This is a genomic window from Paraburkholderia bryophila, from assembly GCF_003269035.1.
In the GTDB taxonomy this organism is placed as follows: domain Bacteria; phylum Pseudomonadota; class Gammaproteobacteria; order Burkholderiales; family Burkholderiaceae; genus Paraburkholderia; species Paraburkholderia bryophila.
In genome coordinates, this window is sequence record NZ_QLTK01000013.1 from 152201 (window position 1) to 169823 (window position 17623).

Here is a 17623-nt window from a genome sequence, read left to right on the forward strand (position 1 = left end):
CACAATGACTTCACTCGCGCAAAACTGCGCGCCCCTACTGGAGTCACCCTCATGACCACGATCCTGCAAATCAACTCGGCAGCCCGCTCGCAAGGCGCGAACTCGACGCTTCTCGTCAACGAACTGACCGCCAAGCTGCAACAATCAAACCCGGGCGCGCAAGTCGTCGTCCGCAATCTGCAAGCTGAACCGCTGCCGCACCTGGACGACGCCGTTTTGGGCGCGTTCTTCACGCCTGCTGACCAACGCACTGCCGAGCAGGCCGAAATCGCCGCACGCAGCGAAGCGCTGATCGCCGAATTGCAAGCCGCCGACATCGTCGTGATCGGCGCACCGATGTACAACTTCGGTATCTCGTCGCAACTCAAGACGTACTTCGACTTCATCGCACGTGCCGGCATCACGTTCCAGTACACGGCGAACGGTCCGGAAGGTCTCGTGAAGGGTAAGAAGGTCCACGTCGTGTCGGCACGCGGCGGCAAGTATCTGGGCACGCCGAACGACAGCCAAACGCCGTATCTGAAGGCTTTCCTCGGTTTCCTCGGCATGACCGACGTGAACTTCATTTACGCTGAAGGCCTGAACATGGGCCCGGACGCAGCGACCGCCGCGCTGGCTTCGGCGCGCGAAGCGATTGCCGCCGCGTAAGAAGGTCGATGAAAGGATGGACGCGCTGGTTTGAACCGGCGCGTATCGCGGTGTAGTGCGCGATGTCACGATGCAACGAAAAACGCCACGGGTTTGAAACCTGTGGCGTTTTTTTTGGTTCGCGCGCCGATTTGCGCCTAGACGTATTACCGTTACGCCAGCATCTGCGCTTCGTCCGGCAAGCGCCAGTCGATCGTTGCGCGGCCGTGCTGGGCGAGATACTCGTTCGCCTTCGCAAAATGCCCGCAGCCGAGAAAGCCGCGATGCGCCGACAGCGGCGACGGATGCGGCGCTTCCAGCACATAGTGCGATTGGCCGCCGAGCAGCGCGCGTTTCGCTTGCGCGTGCGCGCCCCACAGCATGAACACCAGGCCGTCGTGACGCATGGCAAGTTCATGGATCAGCGTGTCGGTACACTTTTCCCAGCCGCGTTTCGCGTGGCTCGCCGCGGCGTCGCGCTCGACCGTCAGCACCGTGTTCAACAGCAGCACGCCCTGTTTGGCCCATGTATCGAGACAGCCGTGGCGCGGCGTGTCGTGGCCAAGGCTCGCGGCGATTTCCTTGAAAATGTTGCGCAGCGACGGCGGCGTGCGCACGTTCGGCGCTACCGAGAATGCCAGCCCGTGCGCTTGTGGCGTGCCGCGATCTTCGCCGTGATACGGGTCCTGGCCGAGGATCACCACTTTCACTTCGTCGGGGCTGGTCAGGCGCAGCGCGCGGAATACATCGGCGGGATAAACGGTCTTGCCGGCCGCGCGTTCACCGTCGACAAAACGGCACAGCGGCGCGTAAGCGTCGCTTTCGATGAACGGCTTGAGATGCGTGCGCCATGCGGGGGGCAGCGCGGCGAATTGGGCTTCGAGGGCCGGCGGCGCGCCAGCCGATGAAGGCGAAACCGGATTGTTCGGTGCGTCGGCGGGAGGGGGCGCGGCGTCGCCGAAAAGCGAAGCCTGCGACGAATCGGAGCGATTACGGGAAGCGGAGGTCATGGCGGGGAAGTGTCGCAGCAAACGTGCGCTGGCTCAAGATGTGCGGGTGGGCACGACGTTCGTCACCGCTCAATCCGCCCGCAATTGGTACCCGCGCTGCGCTTTGCTGACGTTATCCGGCGCCAGCCCTGCGACCGCTTTGCCGAGTTCGACTGCCAGCGCATTTAAAGCGGCTTCGTCGCCGGATTTGAGTTCAAGTTCGACCTCGGAAATCGGCGCGCGACGCGTTTCACCATTCACTTCGGTGATCACGTCGCCTCGATCGATCGCGGCTTCGACCGTCGCGCCGTTCAGTTCGACGTTCCACAGTGTGCGCGTGAAGTCCGTGCGGAACAATTCGACCAGCTCCGGCGCGGCCCGACGCAAAGCTTCAGCCGCGCTTGGCTCATCGCACTCGCGCAGTAGCGCGTCAATCTCGAGCTTTTCGCCCGCAACCGGCATTTCCCACTCGTGGCGGCTGTGCAAACCGTCCTTCGCTTCGCCCACCGTCTTGAAGGTTTGCAGCCAGCCGTCCGGTGTGTGACGCAAACGCAGCGCGCTTTTCGACTTCGCCAACGTCAGTGCCGGCGTATCGAAGTAAATATTCGCGAGCTTGACGTCGCATCCTTCTGCGCCTGTCCGCGCGACAAACCACTGCGTCGCCGCCCGCACCTGGTCAGCCGGCAGCGCCAGCTTGATTTCGCGTTCCATGCCCATGATCTGCCTTGCTCCGTGTGCCGCATTGCCGCGTGTCGACATTGACGCTCAGAAAAACATCCGCGCAAGCTCCACACCCGGCTCATCCGCGCGCATGAACGCCTCGCCGACGAGGAACGTATGCACGTCCATCGCGCGCAGCCGTTCGACGTCGACGCGCGACAGAATGCCCGACTCCGTGACGACGATCCGGTCGTCCGGAATCGCTTCGAGCATGCCGATGGTCGTCTCGATCGACGTTTCGAACGTGCGCAGATTGCGGTTGTTGATCCCGATCAGCGGCGTTTTTAGCGTGAGCGCCTCCATCAGCTCACGGCTGTCGTGCACTTCGACCAGCACGGCCAGATTCAACGAATGCGCGAGCGCTTCGAGGTCTTGCATCTGCGGCGTGTCGAGCGCGGCGGCGATCAGCAGGATCGCGTCGGCGCCCATCGCGCGCGCTTCGACGATCTGATAAGGATCGACGATGAAATCCTTGCGCAACACCGGCAGGCTGCAGGCCGCGCGGGCTTCTTCCAGATACGCGACGCTGCCCTTGAAGAACTGCACGTCGGTCAGTACCGACAGGCATGCCGCGCCGTGCTGTTCATACGAACGCGCGATCTCGGCGGGCACGAAGTGCTCGCGCAGCACGCCTTTCGACGGGCTCGCCTTCTTCACTTCGGCGATCACCGCGGCGAGGCCGGCAGTGTGCTTCGCGCGCAATGCGCCGACGAAATCGCGCATATCGCGCGACGCCGCTTCGAGGCGCAGTTCTTCGAGCGGCGCGCTTTGCTGCGCCGCGCGGACTTCTTCGCGTTTGACCGCGATGATCTGGTCGAGAATGTCGCTCATCTGTGTCTCGCTACGTGATTAGTGCTTGAATTGCTGGGTGAAGCGGATCAGATCGTTCACCTTCGCGCGAGCTTTGCCGCTTGCGATCGCTTCGCGTGCCAGCTGAATGCCGTCCGCGATCGACGCCGCCACGTTCGCCGCGTACAGCGCCGTGCCCGCGTTCAGCGTGACGATTTCGCGTGCCACGCCCGGGGTGTTGTCGAGCGCCTCGAGCAGCATGGCCTTCGATTCGGTCGCGTCCGCCACTTTCAGTGTGCGGTTCGACACCATCTGCAGGCCGAAGTCTTCCGGATGAATCTCGTACTCGTGGATCTGGCCGTCGCGCAATTCGCCGACCTGCGTCGCCGCGCCGAGCGAGACCTCGTCCATGCCGTCCATGCCATACACCACCAGCACGTGCTTCGCGCCGAGGCGTTGCATCACGCGCACCTGAATCCCGACCAGATCGCCGTGGAACACGCCCATCAACTGATTCGGCGCGCCGGCCGGATTGGTCAGCGGGCCGAGAATGTTGAACAGCGTGCGCACGCCGAGTTCGCGCCGTACCGGTGCGATGTTCTTCATGGCCGGATGATGATTCGGCGCGAACATGAAGCCCATGCCGGTTTCCGCGATCGACGCCGCGACCTGTTCCGGCTGCAGATCGATATTCACGCCGAGCGCTTCGAGCACGTCCGCGCTGCCCGACTTGCTCGACACGCCACGGCCGCCGTGCTTCGCGACTTTCGCACCGGCGGCGGCCGTGACGAACATGGTGGCCGTGGAAATATTGAAGGTTTGCGAGCCGTCGCCGCCGGTTCCGACGATATCGACGAAGTTCGAGTTGTCCGGCACGTCGACGTGCCGGGCAAATTCACGCATCACCGTGGCGGCCGCAGTGATTTCGCCGATCGTCTCTTTTTTGACGCGCAAGCCGGTAATGATCGCCGCCGACATGACCGGCGACAGTTCGCCGCGCATGATGAGGCGCATCAGGTGCAGCATTTCGTCGTGGAAAATCTCGCGGTGCTCGATGGTCCGTTGCAGCGCTTCCTGGGGCGTAATCGACATGATTTCGTCTCTCTTCATCAGGCGCGTTGAGTGGACGCGAGTTTCGACTGCTTCACGAAGTTCTCGAGCAGCGCGTGGCCGTGTTCGGACAGGATCGATTCCGGGTGGAATTGCACGCCTTCCACCGCCAGTTCCTTGTGACGCACGCCCATGATCTCGCCGTCTTCGGTCCATGCCGACACTTCGAGGCAATCGGGCAGCGATTCGCGTTCGATCGCGAGCGAGTGGTAGCGGGTCACGACGAAGTGCTTCGGCAGGTCGGCGAACACGCCTTTGCAGTCGGTTTCGATCGTGCTGACCTTGCCGTGCATGATGGTCTGCGCGCGCACCACACGGCCGCCGAACGCTTCGCCGATCGCCTGATGGCCGAGGCACACACCGAGAATGGGCGTCTTGCCGGCGAATTCGCGCAGCACGTCGAGCGTGATGCCGGCGTGTTGCGGATTGCTCGGGCCGGGCGACAGGCAGATGCGCTCGGGGTTGAGCTTCGCGATCTCGTCCAGCGTGATTTCGTCGTTGCGGTAGGTGCGCACGTCTTCGCCGAGTTCGCCGAAGTACTGCACCAGGTTGTAGGTGAACGAGTCGTAGTTGTCGATCATGAGCAGCATGGTGTGTCTCCGGTCAGAAGTCGCTATCGAGGCCGTCTTGAACCTGTTCGGCGGCGCGTAATACGGCGCGTGCCTTGTTCTCGGTCTCTTGCCATTCGGATTCGGGCACCGAATCCGCAACGACGCCCGCTGCCGCCTGCACATACAGATTGCCGTTCGCGATCACGCCGGTGCGGATCGTGATGGCGAGATCCATTTCGCCGGTGAACGACAGGTAGCCGACCGCTCCGCCGTACAGGCCGCGTTTGACGGGCTCCAGTTCGTCGATCAGTTCCATCGCGCGAACCTTCGGCGCGCCCGACAACGTGCCGGCCGGGAAGGTGGCGCGCAACACGTCGAAATTGGTAGTGCCGGGTTTCAGCTTGCCTTCGACCGAACTCACGATGTGCTGCACGTGCGAGTACTTTTCGATCACCATCTTGTCGGTCACGACCACCGAGCCGATCTGAGCGATGCGGCCCACGTCGTTGCGCGCGAGGTCGATCAGCATGACGTGCTCGGCGACTTCCTTCGGGTCGTTCAGCAGTTCGGTGGCGAGTTCCGCGTCGCGTTCCGGCGTATTGCCGCGCGGACGCGTGCCGGCGAGCGGCCGGATCGTGACGATACGGTCTTCGCCGCGCTTTTCCTGGCGCACCAGAATTTCCGGCGATGCCCCCACTACGTGGAAGTCGCCGAAGTTGTAGTAATACATATACGGCGACGGATTCAGCGAGCGCAGCGCGCGGTACAGCGAGAGCGGATTGTCGCGGAACGGCTTGGTCAGGCGCTGGCCGACCTGCACCTGCATCAGTTCGCCGGCGGCGACATATTCCTTCGCCTTGCGCACGGCGGCGAGGTAGTCGTCTTTGGCGAATTCGCGGTAAGTCTCGGTGCGCACGCTGGCCGAGGTGACCGGCGGCTGCACGGTCGTGCGCAAACGCTGACGCAATTCACGCAGACGCTGTTTGGCTTTGGTGTAAGCCTCGGGCTGTGTCGGATCGGCGTAGACCACCAGATAGAGCTTGCCGGCGAGGTTGTCGATCACCGCGACTTCTTCGGTCAGCAGCAACTGGATGTCGGGCAGATTCAGATCGTCCGGCGGCGCGGTGTGCGCGAGCTTTTTCTCGATGTAACGCACCGCGTCGTAACCGAAGTAACCGGCCAGGCCGCCCGCGAAGCGCGGCAACCCAGGGCGTTGCGCCACTTTGAAACGCCCCTGGAATTGCTGGATGAATTCGAGCGGATCGCCTTCGTGCGTTTCGACGACCTTGCCGTCGCGCACGATTTCGGAGACGCCGTTGCGGGTACGCAGCAGCGTACGCGCCGGCAAGCCGATGAACGAGTAGCGGCCGAAGCGTTCGCCACCCACCACCGATTCGAGCAGAAACGAGTTGGCGCCGTTGCGCTCGCTCTGCGCGAGCTTCAGATACAGCGACAGTGGCGTTTCGAGGTCTGCCAGCGCTTCGGCGATCAGCGGAATGCGATTGAAACCCTCGTTGGCGAGGGACTGGAATTCGAGTTCGGTCATGTTCCGATCCTGTACGGTGATCCGGCGGCAGCATGCGTCGGACAAAGCGGGGCGTTGCGCGGCCGGTCAGGGCGTTCGTTCGACGGTTTCGACACGATGATGATACCGACCGGCGCGAGTTTCCCATCGACGCGTACAAGCAGTGTCAGCGCAACACGGTACCTTGTGGGTACACGCAGGCCGATTCAACCGATGCAGCGAAACAGGACGATGGAAAAAACGCGTGAGCGCAGCGAAGCAAAAAACGGTTGCCGAAGACGAGCTTCAGCGTACCTCAGGCGAGGTTAGCGCGACCAGCGACGCCAGGGCCAGGCTCCCCGGTCGATGCTAATCAGACTCCGTTTTTTGTTCAGAAACATGAGAATGGTGGACTTTTCAGGTCGTTGAATGGTGCGCTGCGATCGCCTTGGCGGCGTCGAGCAGCGAGGCAACTATACCATCGGATTTTATTTCTTGTATAGCGCGACCATGGTTGTAGCCATAGGGCACGGTCAGCGTCGCCATGCCCGCCGCACGGCCGGCCAGCGCGTCGTTTTCCGAATCGCCGATCGCCACCGTGGCTTGCGGCTCAACGCCCAACTGCGCTGCGGCAGTCAGCATGGGCAGCGGGTCGGGCTTCTTTTTCGCGAGGCTGTCGCCGCCGAGCACGACGCTGAAATAGTGGGCCAGCCCGTATTGCTGCAACAGCTCGACCGCGAACCGGTGCGGCTTGTTGGTCACGCAGGCGAGCTTGATGCCGGCCTCGCGCATGGCGCGCAGGCCGGCTTCGACGTCGGGATAGAGCCGCGTGTGCGTGCCGTTGATCTTGCCGTACTCTTCCTGATAGATCGCGAGCGCTTCGTCGAAACGGTCTTGCGCATGGGCCGCTTCGAAACGCGGCGCGAGCACGCTGCGGATCAGATGCTCCGAACCCTTGCCGACGTAACCGACCACTTCTTCACGCGAGGTTTCGATCGCGTCGAGCTGCGCGAGCATGCCGTTCAGGCCGGCGGTGAAATCGTCGGCGGTATCGACCATCGTGCCGTCGAGGTCGATGATCGCGGCTTGCAGGCGCGGACCGGTGAAGATCGGCGCGGGAAACGTGGCGTGCGCTTGGCCTTGCTGCGGAGCGGTCATAGGGCGTGCGGTTTTAGTGCTGGATGTTGGCGAGTGCCGCGCGCATTTTTTCGATCACGACTTTGTGATCGGGCTGGCCGAAAATTGCCGAGCCAGCCACGAACGTGTCCGCGCCGGCCGCCGCGATTTCCGCGATGTTGTCGACCTTGACTCCGCCGTCCACTTCCAGATGAATCTCGCGGCCGGTGCGCTCCTTGTACGCGTTGATACGCGCGCGCGCTTCGCGCAGCTTGTTGAGCGCTTCCGGAATGAACGACTGACCGCCGAAGCCCGGATTCACCGACATGATCAGCACGAGGTCGACTTTGTCCATCACGTGATCGAGGTAGTTCAGCGACGTGGCCGGGTTGAACACCAGGCCAGCCTTGCAGCCGTGGTCGCGAATCAGCGACAGCGTGCGATCAATATGGTCCGAGCCTTCAGGATGAAAGCTGATCAGGTTCGCGCCGGCCTTGGCGAAATCCGGCACGATCCGGTCGACCGGACGCACCATCAGATGCACGTCGATCGGGACGTCCACGTGCGGGCGGATCGCCTCGCACACGAGCGGCCCGATGGTCAGATTCGGCACGTAGTGGTTGTCCATCACGTCGAAGTGGATCCAGTCGGCGCCGGCGGCGACGACGTTACGCACTTCCTCACCCAGACGGGCGAAGTCGGCGGACAGAATGCTGGGGGCAATGCGGAATTGCGTCATGGCGGGGAAGGATGCAAGCGGGAAAGCGTCATTTTACCGTTTTGTGCGCTCGGGAACCGGCTCGCGGACGGCGCGCGTCACTTTCGCGATGCGCGCCGTGAAGATGACAAAACGTCTGAAGAGCCCTTGGCCAGAGGGATTTGTCCGGTTGCGGGCCTGCCGCGCATCAAGCAGAATGCCAATCCATAAGCACCGCATCGCCAGTGCGCCTGCAAACCATTGGCGTATGGGCTTTCCCGCGATTTTTCACAGCCCGTTTCACCAGATTGGAATCAGGATGAGCCAGTACGAATTCAGCGTCTCGGCGCAGGTGCAGTTTCTGCCCGAAGAGTCGGACCCGGAGCGCCGCCAGTATGCGTTTGCATACACGCTGACCATCCGCAACACTGGCCAGGTGCCGGCGCAATTGATTGCGCGGCATTGGGTGATTACCGACAGCGACAACAACGAGCAGGAAGTGAAGGGGTTGGGCGTGGTCGGCCACCAGCCGCTGCTCAAACCGGGCGAGCACTTCGAATACACGAGTTGGGCGGTGATCGGCACGCCGGTCGGTACCATGCGCGGCGAATATTTTTGTGTGGCGGAAGACGGCGAGCGTTTCGAGGCGCCGGTGCCGGAATTCATCCTGCGCATGCCGCGTACTTTGCATTGAACCGAGGCCGCCGACGGCGGTCTCTTAAACACTCCAACGCGCTGGAATTTTTACGCGGCAGGCTTTTCGCGCAGCAGCTCTACGACGGGTTCTGTTTTTTATGCTGTTTGGTCGAGTGGGCGCGCGTGATTTTCTTCTTGCCGGACGACGTCCACACCACGATAAAAACCAGCAGGAAAAGCGCGAGGAGCGACTCCAGCGCGAAGATGAGCATTGGGTATTCGTCGAACAGATCAGACATGGCGGTTTCCATCAAGAACGAACATTGTATGCGGTTTGTCCGCACGGCCGGAGCATGGCTCGGCGCGCTTTCGGTTGCGGTGATGCTGGCGTCCTGCGGCGGCGGCGGCGCGGTCCGGTCTTCGGTGTCGCCGCCCACGGGCGCTGCGATCATACCCGGGCAGATTGCCTCGACGCGGCTCACGGCGGTTGCGTGGCAGCAGGTGCCGGGTTGGCAGGACGACTCGCTGATCGGCGCGACCGCCGCGCTGCGGCAAAACTGTGTGCGACTGGCGCGTCAGCCGAACTGGGCGCGCGCATGTGCCGCAGCCTCACAGATCGACGATCTCGACGTCACCGGCGCACGGACTTTTTTCGAGGCCTATTTCACGCCATTCCAGCTAGCGAATAACGACGGTACGCTCGACGGTCTTGTCACCGGTTACTACGAGCCTTTGCTGCGCGGTTCTCGCACGCGTCACGGCGTGTATCAGACCGCGCTGTATCGCTGGCCGTCCGGCTATCGCGCGGGCGCGCCGCTGCCGGTGCGTGCGCAACTCGAACGCGCGGGTGTGCTCAATGGCAATGAGCTGGTCTGGGTCGACGATCCGATCGAAGCGTTCTTCCTGCAGGTTCAAGGTTCCGGCCGGGTCGTGATGGAAGACGGCGGCGTGATGCGACTCGGTTTCGGCGGCACGAATAACCAGCCGTACAAGTCGATTGGGCGCTGGCTGCTGGATCGCGGCGAGCTCACGCCGGCGCAGGCGACCATGCAAGGTATCAAGGCTTGGGCGCGCGCCAATCCGACCCGGGTCGATGCGCTGCTGGATACGAATCCGCGCTTCGTGTTCTTCCGCGAAATGCCTTCCGGCGAAAGCGTGCCGGGTGGCGGGGCGGATGGTCCAATCGGCGCGCTCGGCGTGCCGCTCACGCCGGAGCGTTCGATCGCGGTCGACCCGTCCTCGATTCCGCTGGGCACGCCGGTGTTTTTGCAGACCACGCGCCCATTGACGAACTCGCCGATGAATCGCCTCGTCTTCGCACAGGACACGGGTTCCGCGATCAAGGGCGGCGTGCGCGCGGATTATTTCTGGGGTCTCGGCGATGACGCCGGAGACCTGGCCGGGAAGATGAAGCAGGCTGGCCGGATGTGGTTGTTGTTGCCGAATTCGTGAGGGTGGGGCTGGGGTTGAGTTTAATGGCTTAGGCCTGACGCAGGGCCTCCTCGTCAGTCGGTGAGCTTCGGCGGTCGGTGAAGCGGCGGATTTCGTTTTGAAACCCGCCGTCTTCAACCGCCGTCTTTAGCATTAGCCTGCCGCTGGTCAGACGCCGCCCTTCCTCAAAGCCCCGACTTGCGTTTGTCCACCACGCGCCGCGCTTTGCCCACCGAACGTTCAATCCCGTTCACAGCCAGCACATTCACCACGGCACTCACGCCGATCAATGCCTTGATGTCGTACGTCAACGCCTGCTTTGCCGAGCTCAACGCAGCGGTATCCGGCGCCGTCTCCGGACACGGTTCGACATTCAGCGTCAATACGTCGAGCGGCCCTTCCTTGGTCAGCACGATCTGATAGTGCGGTGCGAGGGCGTGCTGCTTGAGCAGCAGTTCTTCGATCTGCGTCGGGAAAACGTTCACGCCGCGCACGATCATCATGTCGTCCGAACGCCCTGTAATCTTTTCCATGCGACGCATGGTGCGAGCCGTGCCGGGCAGGAGTCGCGTCAGATCGCGTGTGCGGTAGCGGACGATCGGCAGCGCTTCCTTGGTCAGCGAAGTAAACACGAGTTCGCCGAGTTCGCCGTCGGGCAGCACTTCGCCGGTTTCGGGGTCGATGATCTCGGGGTAGAAATAGTCTTCCCAGATGGTCGGGCCGTCTTTCGTTTCCACGCATTCCGATGCCACGCCTGGTCCCATCACTTCGGACAGTCCGTAAATGTCGACCGCGTCGATGCCCATGCGTTTTTCAATGGCCTGACGCATGTCGTTGGTCCAAGGCTCCGCGCCGAAGATGCCGAGGCGCAGCGAGCAGCTAGCCGGATCGATGCCCTGACGCTCGAGTTCGTCCGCGATCGAGAGCATGTAGCTCGGCGTCACCATGATGATGTCCGGCCGGAAATCCTGGATCAGCTGGACCTGCTTTTCGGTCTGGCCGCCGCCGAACGGAATCACGGTGAGTCCCGCGCGTTCCGCGCCGTAGTGAGCGCCGAGACCGCCGGTAAAGAGTCCGTAGCCGTAGCTCACGTGAACCTTGTCGCCGCGGCGCGCGCCGGCCGCGCGAATGGAGCGAGCGACGAGATTCGCCCACGTGTCGATGTCGCGTGCGGTATAGCCCACCACGGTCGGCTTACCGGTCGTTCCGGACGACGCGTGAATCCGCGAAATCTGTTCCTGCGGTACGGCGAACATGCCGAAGGGGTAGCTGTCGCGCAGATCCTTCTTGGTGGTGAAGGGAAAGCGCGCCAGATCCGCGAGGGTTTTCACTTCGCTCGGGTGTACACCGGCTTCGTCGAACTTGCGACGATAGACCGGCGAATTCTCATAAGCGTGATTCAACGACCATTTGAGCCGTTCAAGTTGAAGCGCGGCTAGTTCGTCGCGGCTGGCGGTCTCGATGGGGTCGAGCGGAAGGGCGGTGGTCATCGAATGTCTCCTTGCTGCCTCAATGCCTGGGTCTGATGTTCGGAGCGCTTGCGCGCAAAAAACTGGGGCGGCCTGCCGTTTATGAGTGTCGTGTGCGCTAGTTCGTCGACTAGTCGCCACGCTGTGCCTCGGAACTTGCCGCCGGATTGCTGCAGTTACCACTCACGATCCCGCGAGTGGTGTGTCGCGACGTATCCGTGCGTCTTTTTCAATCGCCTACGGGAATCAGGTTGCCTTTAATCTGCGCCGATTTGCCGCGAAACATCGCGACGGTTTCCTCAGCGCGATTCGTGACACGAATATCGTAGATGCCGGTGCGTCCGCTCAACGTCTGTTCGACGGCTTCCGCCGTCAGTACGTCGCCGCCATGCACCGGGCGCAGAAACTCGATCGAGCAGCCGGCTGCAACTGTGTTGATGTTGTATGTATTGCAGGCGAACGCGAACGTGGAATCGGCCAGCGTGAAAATCAGGCCGCCGTGACAAATCTGATGACCGTTCAGAAAGTCTTCACGCACAGCCATACGCAAGCGCGCATAGCCGGGGCGGACTTCCAGGATTTCGAGGCCGAGCGCCTTGCTGCAGGCGTCGTTTTCGTACATGGCGGCTGCGGTTGCGCGGGCGAGTTCGTCCGGCGTCATCTGGCTGGGTTGGCTGGTTTGTGCGGACATTTCAACGGCCCTCGAAACGTGGTGCACGCTTTTCGACGAAAGCCTTAACGCCTTCCGCGTAATCGTGGGAAGCACCGAGCTCACGCTGCAGATCGCGTTCGAGGTCGAGTTGCTGATCCAGGGTTTGCGTCGCGCCGGCCCGCATGGCCTGTTTGATTGCCGCGATCGCGCGCGTGGGCTGCTGCGCGAGTTGGCTCGCGAGTTTGGCGGCGGTGCCGGCGAGTTCCGCGTCGTCGACCGCTTGCCAGATCAAGCCCCAGCTCTCGGCTTTTTCCGCGCCGAGTTTGTCGCCGGTAATGGCAAGTCCCATGGCGCGCGCCATGCCGATGCGTTGCGGCAGGAACCAGGTGCCGCCTGAATCTGGCACGAGGCCGATCTTTACGAATGCCTGTATGAAGCTCGCGGAGCGGGCTGCCAGGACGATGTCGCAGGCCAGCGCGAGGTTGGCGCCGGCGCCGGCGGCCGTACCGTTTACCGCGGCGATCACCGGAATTGGCAGAGCCTGCAGGCGGCGAATCAGCGGATTGAAATACGTGTCGATCAATTCACCCAGATCGGTCATCGCGCCGGGCGTGAAGTCGAGATCGGCAAGATCCTGGCCGGCGCAAAAACCACGGCCTGCGCCGGTGAGCACGAGCGCGCGGGCAGTGGACGCTTCCACCTCGTCCAGCGCGGCGCTCAATTCCTGATGCATTGCACGCGTGAAGCTGTTCAGCTTGTCCGGGCGGTTCAACGTAATGGTCGCTACCCGGCTCGATGCATCTATATCCAGGCGAATGGCTTCATACGACATTGGGTGTCTCCTCAAAGTCTCTTTGACCGATGGATGCTTCAGCGTTTGTGCGCTTGTATCAGAGTCGCTCGATGACTAGCGCGATGCCTTGGCCCACACCGATACACATCGTGCAGAGCGCAAAGCGGCCGTTGATCCGCTCCAGCTGATATAGCGCCGTCGTGATCAGACGCGCGCCCGACGCGCCGAGCGGGTGGCCGAGCGCAATAGCGCCGCCGTTCGGATTGACACGCGGGTCGTCGTCGCGCAAACCAAGCGTGCGCAAAACGGCCAAGCCTTGCGACGCGAAAGCTTCGTTCAACTCGATCACGTCGAATTGTTCGAGCGTCATGCCGAGTTGTTTCAACAGTTTCTGGGTCGCCGGCGCCGGGCCGATGCCCATGATGCGTGGTTCGACGCCCGCCGTTGCCATACCCACCACGCGAGCGCGCCGACGTAGGCCGTACTGATCGGCGGTCTGTTGATTCGCCAGCAGCAGCGCGCAGGCGCCGTCGTTCACACCGGACGCATTGCCGGCCGTCACGCTGCCGTCAGGACGAACGACACCTTTGAGCTTGCCCAGACTTTCGAGCGAGGTTGCCCGCGGATGCTCGTCGAGCATGACTCGCACCGGGTCGCCTTTCTTCAACGGGATGTCGACACCGACGATCTCCGGGGCCAACGTGCCGTCTTCCTGTGCGCGAGCCGCCTTCTGCTGGCTAGCCAGGGCAAACAAGTCCTGGTCCGCGCGGCTGATACCGAATTCGATCGCGACGTTTTCTGCCGTTTCCGGCATCGAATCGACGCCGTATTGGCGTTTCATCAGTGGGTTGATGAAGCGCCAGCCAATGGTTGTGTCGTAAATATCGGCTTGCCGGGCGAAGGCGCTAGTGGCCTTGCCCATGACGAACGGCGCACGCGTCATGCTTTCTACACCGCCGGCGATCATCAACCGCGCTTCGCCTGCCTTGATTGCGCGTGCGGCAGTGCCGACCGCGTCCATGCCCGAGCCGCACAAGCGGTTGATGGTCGCGCCGGGCGCATCCGTCGGCAAACCCGCCAGCAGCGCGGACATGCGCGCAACGTTGCGGTTGTCTTCACCTGCCTGATTGGCGCAACCGTAGATCACGTCGTCGAGCGCGTGCCAGTCGACGCCTGGATTGCGCTCGATCAGCGCCTTGATCGGCACCGCGCCGAGGTCGTCGGCACGAACGTCCTTGAGGGCGCCGCCGTAGCGGCCGATCGGGGTGCGAATCGCGTCGCAGATGAAGGCGTCGTTCATATGAGCTCCTGCTGGGCGGATCTGCGCGTAATGCCGATCCGATGTCTCATGTTAGTTTGGGGGCACGGCTCGGTCCATTCGGCCGAAAGTCATAGGACGAAAGCCGTGCTTTTGTCTTATGACGTTCAGCCAGCTACCGCCGGCGCCGCTTTCGGTTCAACATGAACGCGGCTTTGAATGACACGGAAGCGGTTCGCCACGAAAGCTGCATCGGCCAGCGCTGCGTTGGCCGCCGGGTTGGCGCCCGTACCGTGGAAGTCGGAAAACGCCGCCGACTGATTGACGAACACGCCGCCGGTCAGATTGATCGATAGCGCCACGCCGCCGCGAATGGATGCCTCGTGCGCTTGGTCGAGTACGGCTTCGTCCGTGCTGTAGACCGATAGCGTCAGCGCGCCGTGCTCGGCGGCGATAGAGCCAGCGAGATCGAGCGACTGGGCGGTCGAGTCCGTCGCGATCACGAACGAGATCGGGCCGAACCACTCCTTGGTGAATTGCGCGTAGTCGGTGGCGGCATCCAGTTGCAGCACCAGCGGCGTGCGCACGCGGGCGCCGGCAAAGGCCGGGTGTTCGAGCGACTGGCTTTCGGCCAGTACACGGCCGAGCCTGACGGCTTCGCCAATACGCTGGGTGACGCCGTCGTTCTGGATTGCGCCGAGCAGTTCGACGGCGCGGGCCGGGTCGGCAACCAGTTTTTGGACCGCGCCGGCAAGGGCTTGCGCGACGTCGTCGAAAGCGAGCGTGCCGTCGGCGGTGCGAATCCCGCCGCGCGGCACGTAGATGTTTTGCGGCGCCGTGCACATCTGGCCCGAGTACAGCGCGAGCGAGAAGGCGATGTTGCGGGCAACGGCTTTGATGTCGTCTACCGAGTCGATCACGATCTGGTTGACGCCGGCTTTCTCGGTGTAGACCTGTGCCTGATGCGCATTGCGCTCAAGCCACGTGCCGTTTTGCGTGCTACCCGTGAAGTCGATCAGCTTGATCTCCGGGCGCAGTGCGAGGTCCTGGACGAGTGCGCCGTCGTTCGGCTCGGTTGCGAGCAGCGTGACGACGTTCGGGTCGAAACCGGCTTCACGCAAAACGTCGCGGGCAATCCGCACGGTTACTGCCAGCGGCAGAATTGCGCCCGGGTGCGGTTTGACGATGACTGTGTTGCCGGTGGCCAGATCGGCGAAGAGGCCCGGATAGCCGTTCCACGTTGGGAACGTGCAGCACCCGAGTACCAGGCCGATACCGCGCGGCGCGACGGTATAGCGCTTGTGCATGGCGAGCGGCGGGTTCTTGCCTTGCGGTTTTTCCCAATGGGCGTCGGCCGGAATGCGGCGCAGTTGGTCCCATGCGTACACCACTGCTTCGAGCGCGCGGTCTTGTGCGTGGGGGCCGCCCGCCTGGAAGGCCATCATGAACGCCTGACCTGTCGTGTGCATCACGCTGTAGCCGATTTCGAAGCTGGCGCGATTCACTCGTGCGAGGATTTCGAGGCACACGCCGATCCACGCTTGCGGGCCCGCCGCGCGCCAGTCACGTTGCGCGACTGCCGCCGCTGCGATCAGCGCCTCAGGATCGGCCTTCGGGTAGCGCACGCCGAGCGGAAAGCCGAACGGCGAGACTTCGGCGCCGACGGTGTCTCCCGTCGACGGTTGGTCGAGTTCGAAGGTCGCGTCGAGGTGTGCTTTGAATGCGGCTTCACCGTCCGCGTTCGCTGTTTCCCCGTACACTTTCGGACTGGGCATCTCGACGAACGGGCTCCAGTAGCCGCGCGTTTCGACCGCGGTGAGTGCCTTTTGCAGCGTGTCTTCGTGCTTGGTGAATAGCGGATGTGTCATGGCAGAGGGGCGTGACTGTACGTTGGGGAAAAGCCTGTCGAATAATTGACCGACCGGTTGGTTGGTCAATGTTAGCATTATTAAGATGGCTGCGCGAAGCGTTTTCGCGTGTGATTAATCATTAGGAGGCGGCATGGCTTACGAGAACATTCTGGTTGAGACACGAGGACGAGTCGGTTTGGTCACGTTGAACCGCCCGAAGGCGCTGAACGCGTTGAACGACGCGTTGATGGACGAGCTGGGCGCCGCGCTGCGCGAGTTCGATGCCGACGACGCGATCGGCGCAATCGTGATTACGGGCAGCGAAAAGGCGTTCGCAGCAGGCGCGGACATCGGCATGATGGCCACCTATTCCTATATGGATGTCTACAAAGGCGACTACATCACCCGCAATTGGGAGACGGTTCGCTCGATCCGTAAGCCGATCATTGCCGCGGTGGCGGGCTTTGCGCTTGGCGGCGGCTGCGAATTGGCGATGATGTGCGACATCATCTTCGCCGCCGACACTGCAAAGTTCGGTCAGCCGGAAATCAAACTTGGCGTCATGCCGGGCGCTGGTGGCACGCAGCGACTGCCGCGCGCCGTCTCCAAGGCGAAAGCAATGGACCTTTGCTTGACCGCGCGTTTCATGGATGCCGCCGAAGCCGAGCGTGCCGGACTGGTTTCGCGTGTGATTCCTGCAACCTCGCTGATCGACGAGGCGATTGCGGCTGCTGCGACCATTGCCGAATTCCCTTTGCCTGCCGTGATGATGGTGAAAGAGTCGGTCAACCGCGCCTACGAAACCACGCTCGCTGAGGGGGTTCATTTCGAGCGCCGTCTGTTCCACTCGCTGTTCGCCACGGAAGATCAGAAAGAAGGGATGGCCGCGTTCGTGGAGAAGCGCAAACCGGTTTTCAAGCATCGTTAATACGGTTGTCAAAATAACGCTTGCAAGGCCCTGCGCGGGTCGTTAGAATCTCGCTCTTTCGTGCTTCGGACACCGGGGCACGGGAGGCGGGAGAGCCAGCAATGGCAAGGGTTTCAGCGAAGTGAGCGGGTTGAGAAAGTTATAAAAACCTGTTGACGACGCAGCGGAAATTCTTCATAATCTCGTTTCTCTGCTGCAGATGCAGCGACGCAGAACGAAGCGGTGCCGGATGGTTGTGAAGTTGGCAGCACGGCGCAGGTTCGGTAGCAAATGCGTATCGATCTTTAAAAATTAACAGCCGATAAGTGTGGGCGCTTGATGCGAGACGCGAGGCGGACTCTCCGGAGTCTGCCGTAAAGCGAAAGTATCAAGTCTCACACAGTAATGAAAGGAAGGTTTGAGTGTCGAAAGACAGTCGAACAATTCGTCAGTACGTTGAGTGAGCGACCGGTTCTTAACGGAACCGAAAAACAGTAACAGGTTTGAACTGAAGAGTTTGATCC

The 17623-nt window shown here is 62.3% G+C and carries 18 protein-coding genes; 4 read left to right on the forward strand and 14 right to left on the reverse strand.

The window, feature by feature from the left end:
* Window positions 1-51: 51 nt before the first annotated feature.
* Window positions 52-648: an FMN-dependent NADH-azoreductase gene (locus tag BX591_RS19965; protein WP_111933040.1), complete on the forward strand. Its 597-nt coding sequence runs from the start codon at window positions 52-54 to the stop codon at window positions 646-648.
* A 152-nt stretch (window positions 649-800) separates the two neighbouring features.
* On the opposite strand, the gene BX591_RS19970 is transcribed toward BX591_RS19965, so the two are convergent.
* From BX591_RS19970 to rpe, 8 genes are all read right to left on the reverse strand, one after another.
* Window positions 801-1637 (reverse strand): uracil-DNA glycosylase, encoded by an 837-nt coding sequence (locus BX591_RS19970; RefSeq protein WP_111933041.1) that lies wholly within the window; start codon window positions 1635-1637, stop codon window positions 801-803.
* A 69-nt stretch (window positions 1638-1706) separates the two neighbouring features.
* A complete protein-coding gene (locus tag BX591_RS19975) occupies window positions 1707-2333 on the reverse strand; it encodes a CYTH domain-containing protein (RefSeq protein ID WP_111933042.1) in 627 nt (208 codons plus the stop codon).
* A gap of 48 nt (window positions 2334-2381) precedes the next feature.
* The gene (gene trpC, locus BX591_RS19980; protein WP_111933043.1) at window positions 2382-3167 is read right to left on the reverse strand and encodes an indole-3-glycerol phosphate synthase TrpC; all 786 of its coding nucleotides are present in this window, start codon (window positions 3165-3167) and stop codon (window positions 2382-2384) included.
* Window positions 3168-3185: 18 nt separating this feature from the next.
* Window positions 3186-4217, reverse strand: coding sequence for an anthranilate phosphoribosyltransferase (gene trpD / locus BX591_RS19985; RefSeq protein ID WP_111933059.1), 1032 nt, complete (start codon window positions 4215-4217; stop codon window positions 3186-3188).
* A gap of 17 nt (window positions 4218-4234) precedes the next feature.
* Window positions 4235-4825 (reverse strand): aminodeoxychorismate/anthranilate synthase component II, encoded by a 591-nt coding sequence (locus tag BX591_RS19990; protein ID WP_035555042.1) that lies wholly within the window; start codon window positions 4823-4825, stop codon window positions 4235-4237.
* Between the two features lie 13 nt (window positions 4826-4838).
* Window positions 4839-6332: an anthranilate synthase component I gene (gene trpE, locus BX591_RS19995; protein ID WP_111933044.1), complete on the reverse strand. Its 1494-nt coding sequence runs from the start codon at window positions 6330-6332 to the stop codon at window positions 4839-4841.
* A gap of 375 nt (window positions 6333-6707) precedes the next feature.
* Entirely contained in the window at window positions 6708-7448 is a 741-nt protein-coding gene (locus BX591_RS20000) for a phosphoglycolate phosphatase (RefSeq protein ID WP_111933045.1), read from the reverse strand.
* A 13-nt stretch (window positions 7449-7461) separates the two neighbouring features.
* Window positions 7462-8145 (reverse strand): ribulose-phosphate 3-epimerase, encoded by a 684-nt coding sequence (gene rpe / locus BX591_RS20005; RefSeq protein WP_105511193.1) that lies wholly within the window; start codon window positions 8143-8145, stop codon window positions 7462-7464.
* Between the two features lie 277 nt (window positions 8146-8422).
* On the opposite strand from rpe, the gene apaG reads away from it, so the two are divergent.
* Entirely contained in the window at window positions 8423-8797 is a 375-nt protein-coding gene (gene apaG, locus BX591_RS20010; RefSeq protein ID WP_035555052.1) for a Co2+/Mg2+ efflux protein ApaG, read from the forward strand.
* A 79-nt stretch (window positions 8798-8876) separates the two neighbouring features.
* Here the strand turns inward: apaG and BX591_RS36550 are convergent, their stop codons facing one another.
* Window positions 8877-9038, reverse strand: a complete 162-nt coding sequence (locus BX591_RS36550; RefSeq protein WP_167444587.1) for a hypothetical protein — start codon at window positions 9036-9038, stop codon at window positions 8877-8879.
* A gap of 28 nt (window positions 9039-9066) precedes the next feature.
* Here BX591_RS36550 and mltA point away from each other — a divergent pair, with 28 nt between their 5' ends.
* A complete protein-coding gene (mltA, locus tag BX591_RS20015) occupies window positions 9067-10191 on the forward strand; it encodes a murein transglycosylase A (protein WP_111933046.1) in 1125 nt (374 codons plus the stop codon).
* Window positions 10192-10355: 164 nt separating this feature from the next.
* On the opposite strand, the gene paaK is transcribed toward mltA, so the two are convergent.
* The 5 genes from paaK to paaN form a co-directional block, all read right to left on the reverse strand.
* Entirely contained in the window at window positions 10356-11660 is a 1305-nt protein-coding gene (gene paaK / locus BX591_RS20020) for a phenylacetate--CoA ligase PaaK (RefSeq protein ID WP_111933047.1), read from the reverse strand.
* A 208-nt stretch (window positions 11661-11868) separates the two neighbouring features.
* Complete coding sequence (gene paaI / locus BX591_RS20025; RefSeq protein WP_111933048.1) at window positions 11869-12330, reverse strand: hydroxyphenylacetyl-CoA thioesterase PaaI; 462 nt, start codon at window positions 12328-12330, stop codon at window positions 11869-11871.
* A gap of 1 nt (window position 12331) precedes the next feature.
* Window positions 12332-13123 carry a 2-(1,2-epoxy-1,2-dihydrophenyl)acetyl-CoA isomerase PaaG gene (paaG, locus tag BX591_RS20030; RefSeq protein WP_111933049.1) on the reverse strand — a complete coding sequence of 264 codons (792 nt, stop codon included), beginning with the start codon at window positions 13121-13123 and terminating at the stop codon, window positions 12332-12334.
* A 58-nt stretch (window positions 13124-13181) separates the two neighbouring features.
* Window positions 13182-14384 (reverse strand): 3-oxoadipyl-CoA thiolase, encoded by a 1203-nt coding sequence (gene pcaF / locus BX591_RS20035; RefSeq protein WP_111933050.1) that lies wholly within the window; start codon window positions 14382-14384, stop codon window positions 13182-13184.
* A 125-nt stretch (window positions 14385-14509) separates the two neighbouring features.
* Window positions 14510-16210, reverse strand: a complete 1701-nt coding sequence (paaN, locus tag BX591_RS20040; protein WP_111933051.1) for a phenylacetic acid degradation protein PaaN — start codon at window positions 16208-16210, stop codon at window positions 14510-14512.
* Window positions 16211-16343: 133 nt separating this feature from the next.
* Here paaN and BX591_RS20045 point away from each other — a divergent pair, with 133 nt between their 5' ends.
* Window positions 16344-17120 carry an enoyl-CoA hydratase gene (locus BX591_RS20045; RefSeq protein WP_111933052.1) on the forward strand — a complete coding sequence of 259 codons (777 nt, stop codon included), beginning with the start codon at window positions 16344-16346 and terminating at the stop codon, window positions 17118-17120.
* Window positions 17121-17623: the final 503 nt, after the last annotated feature.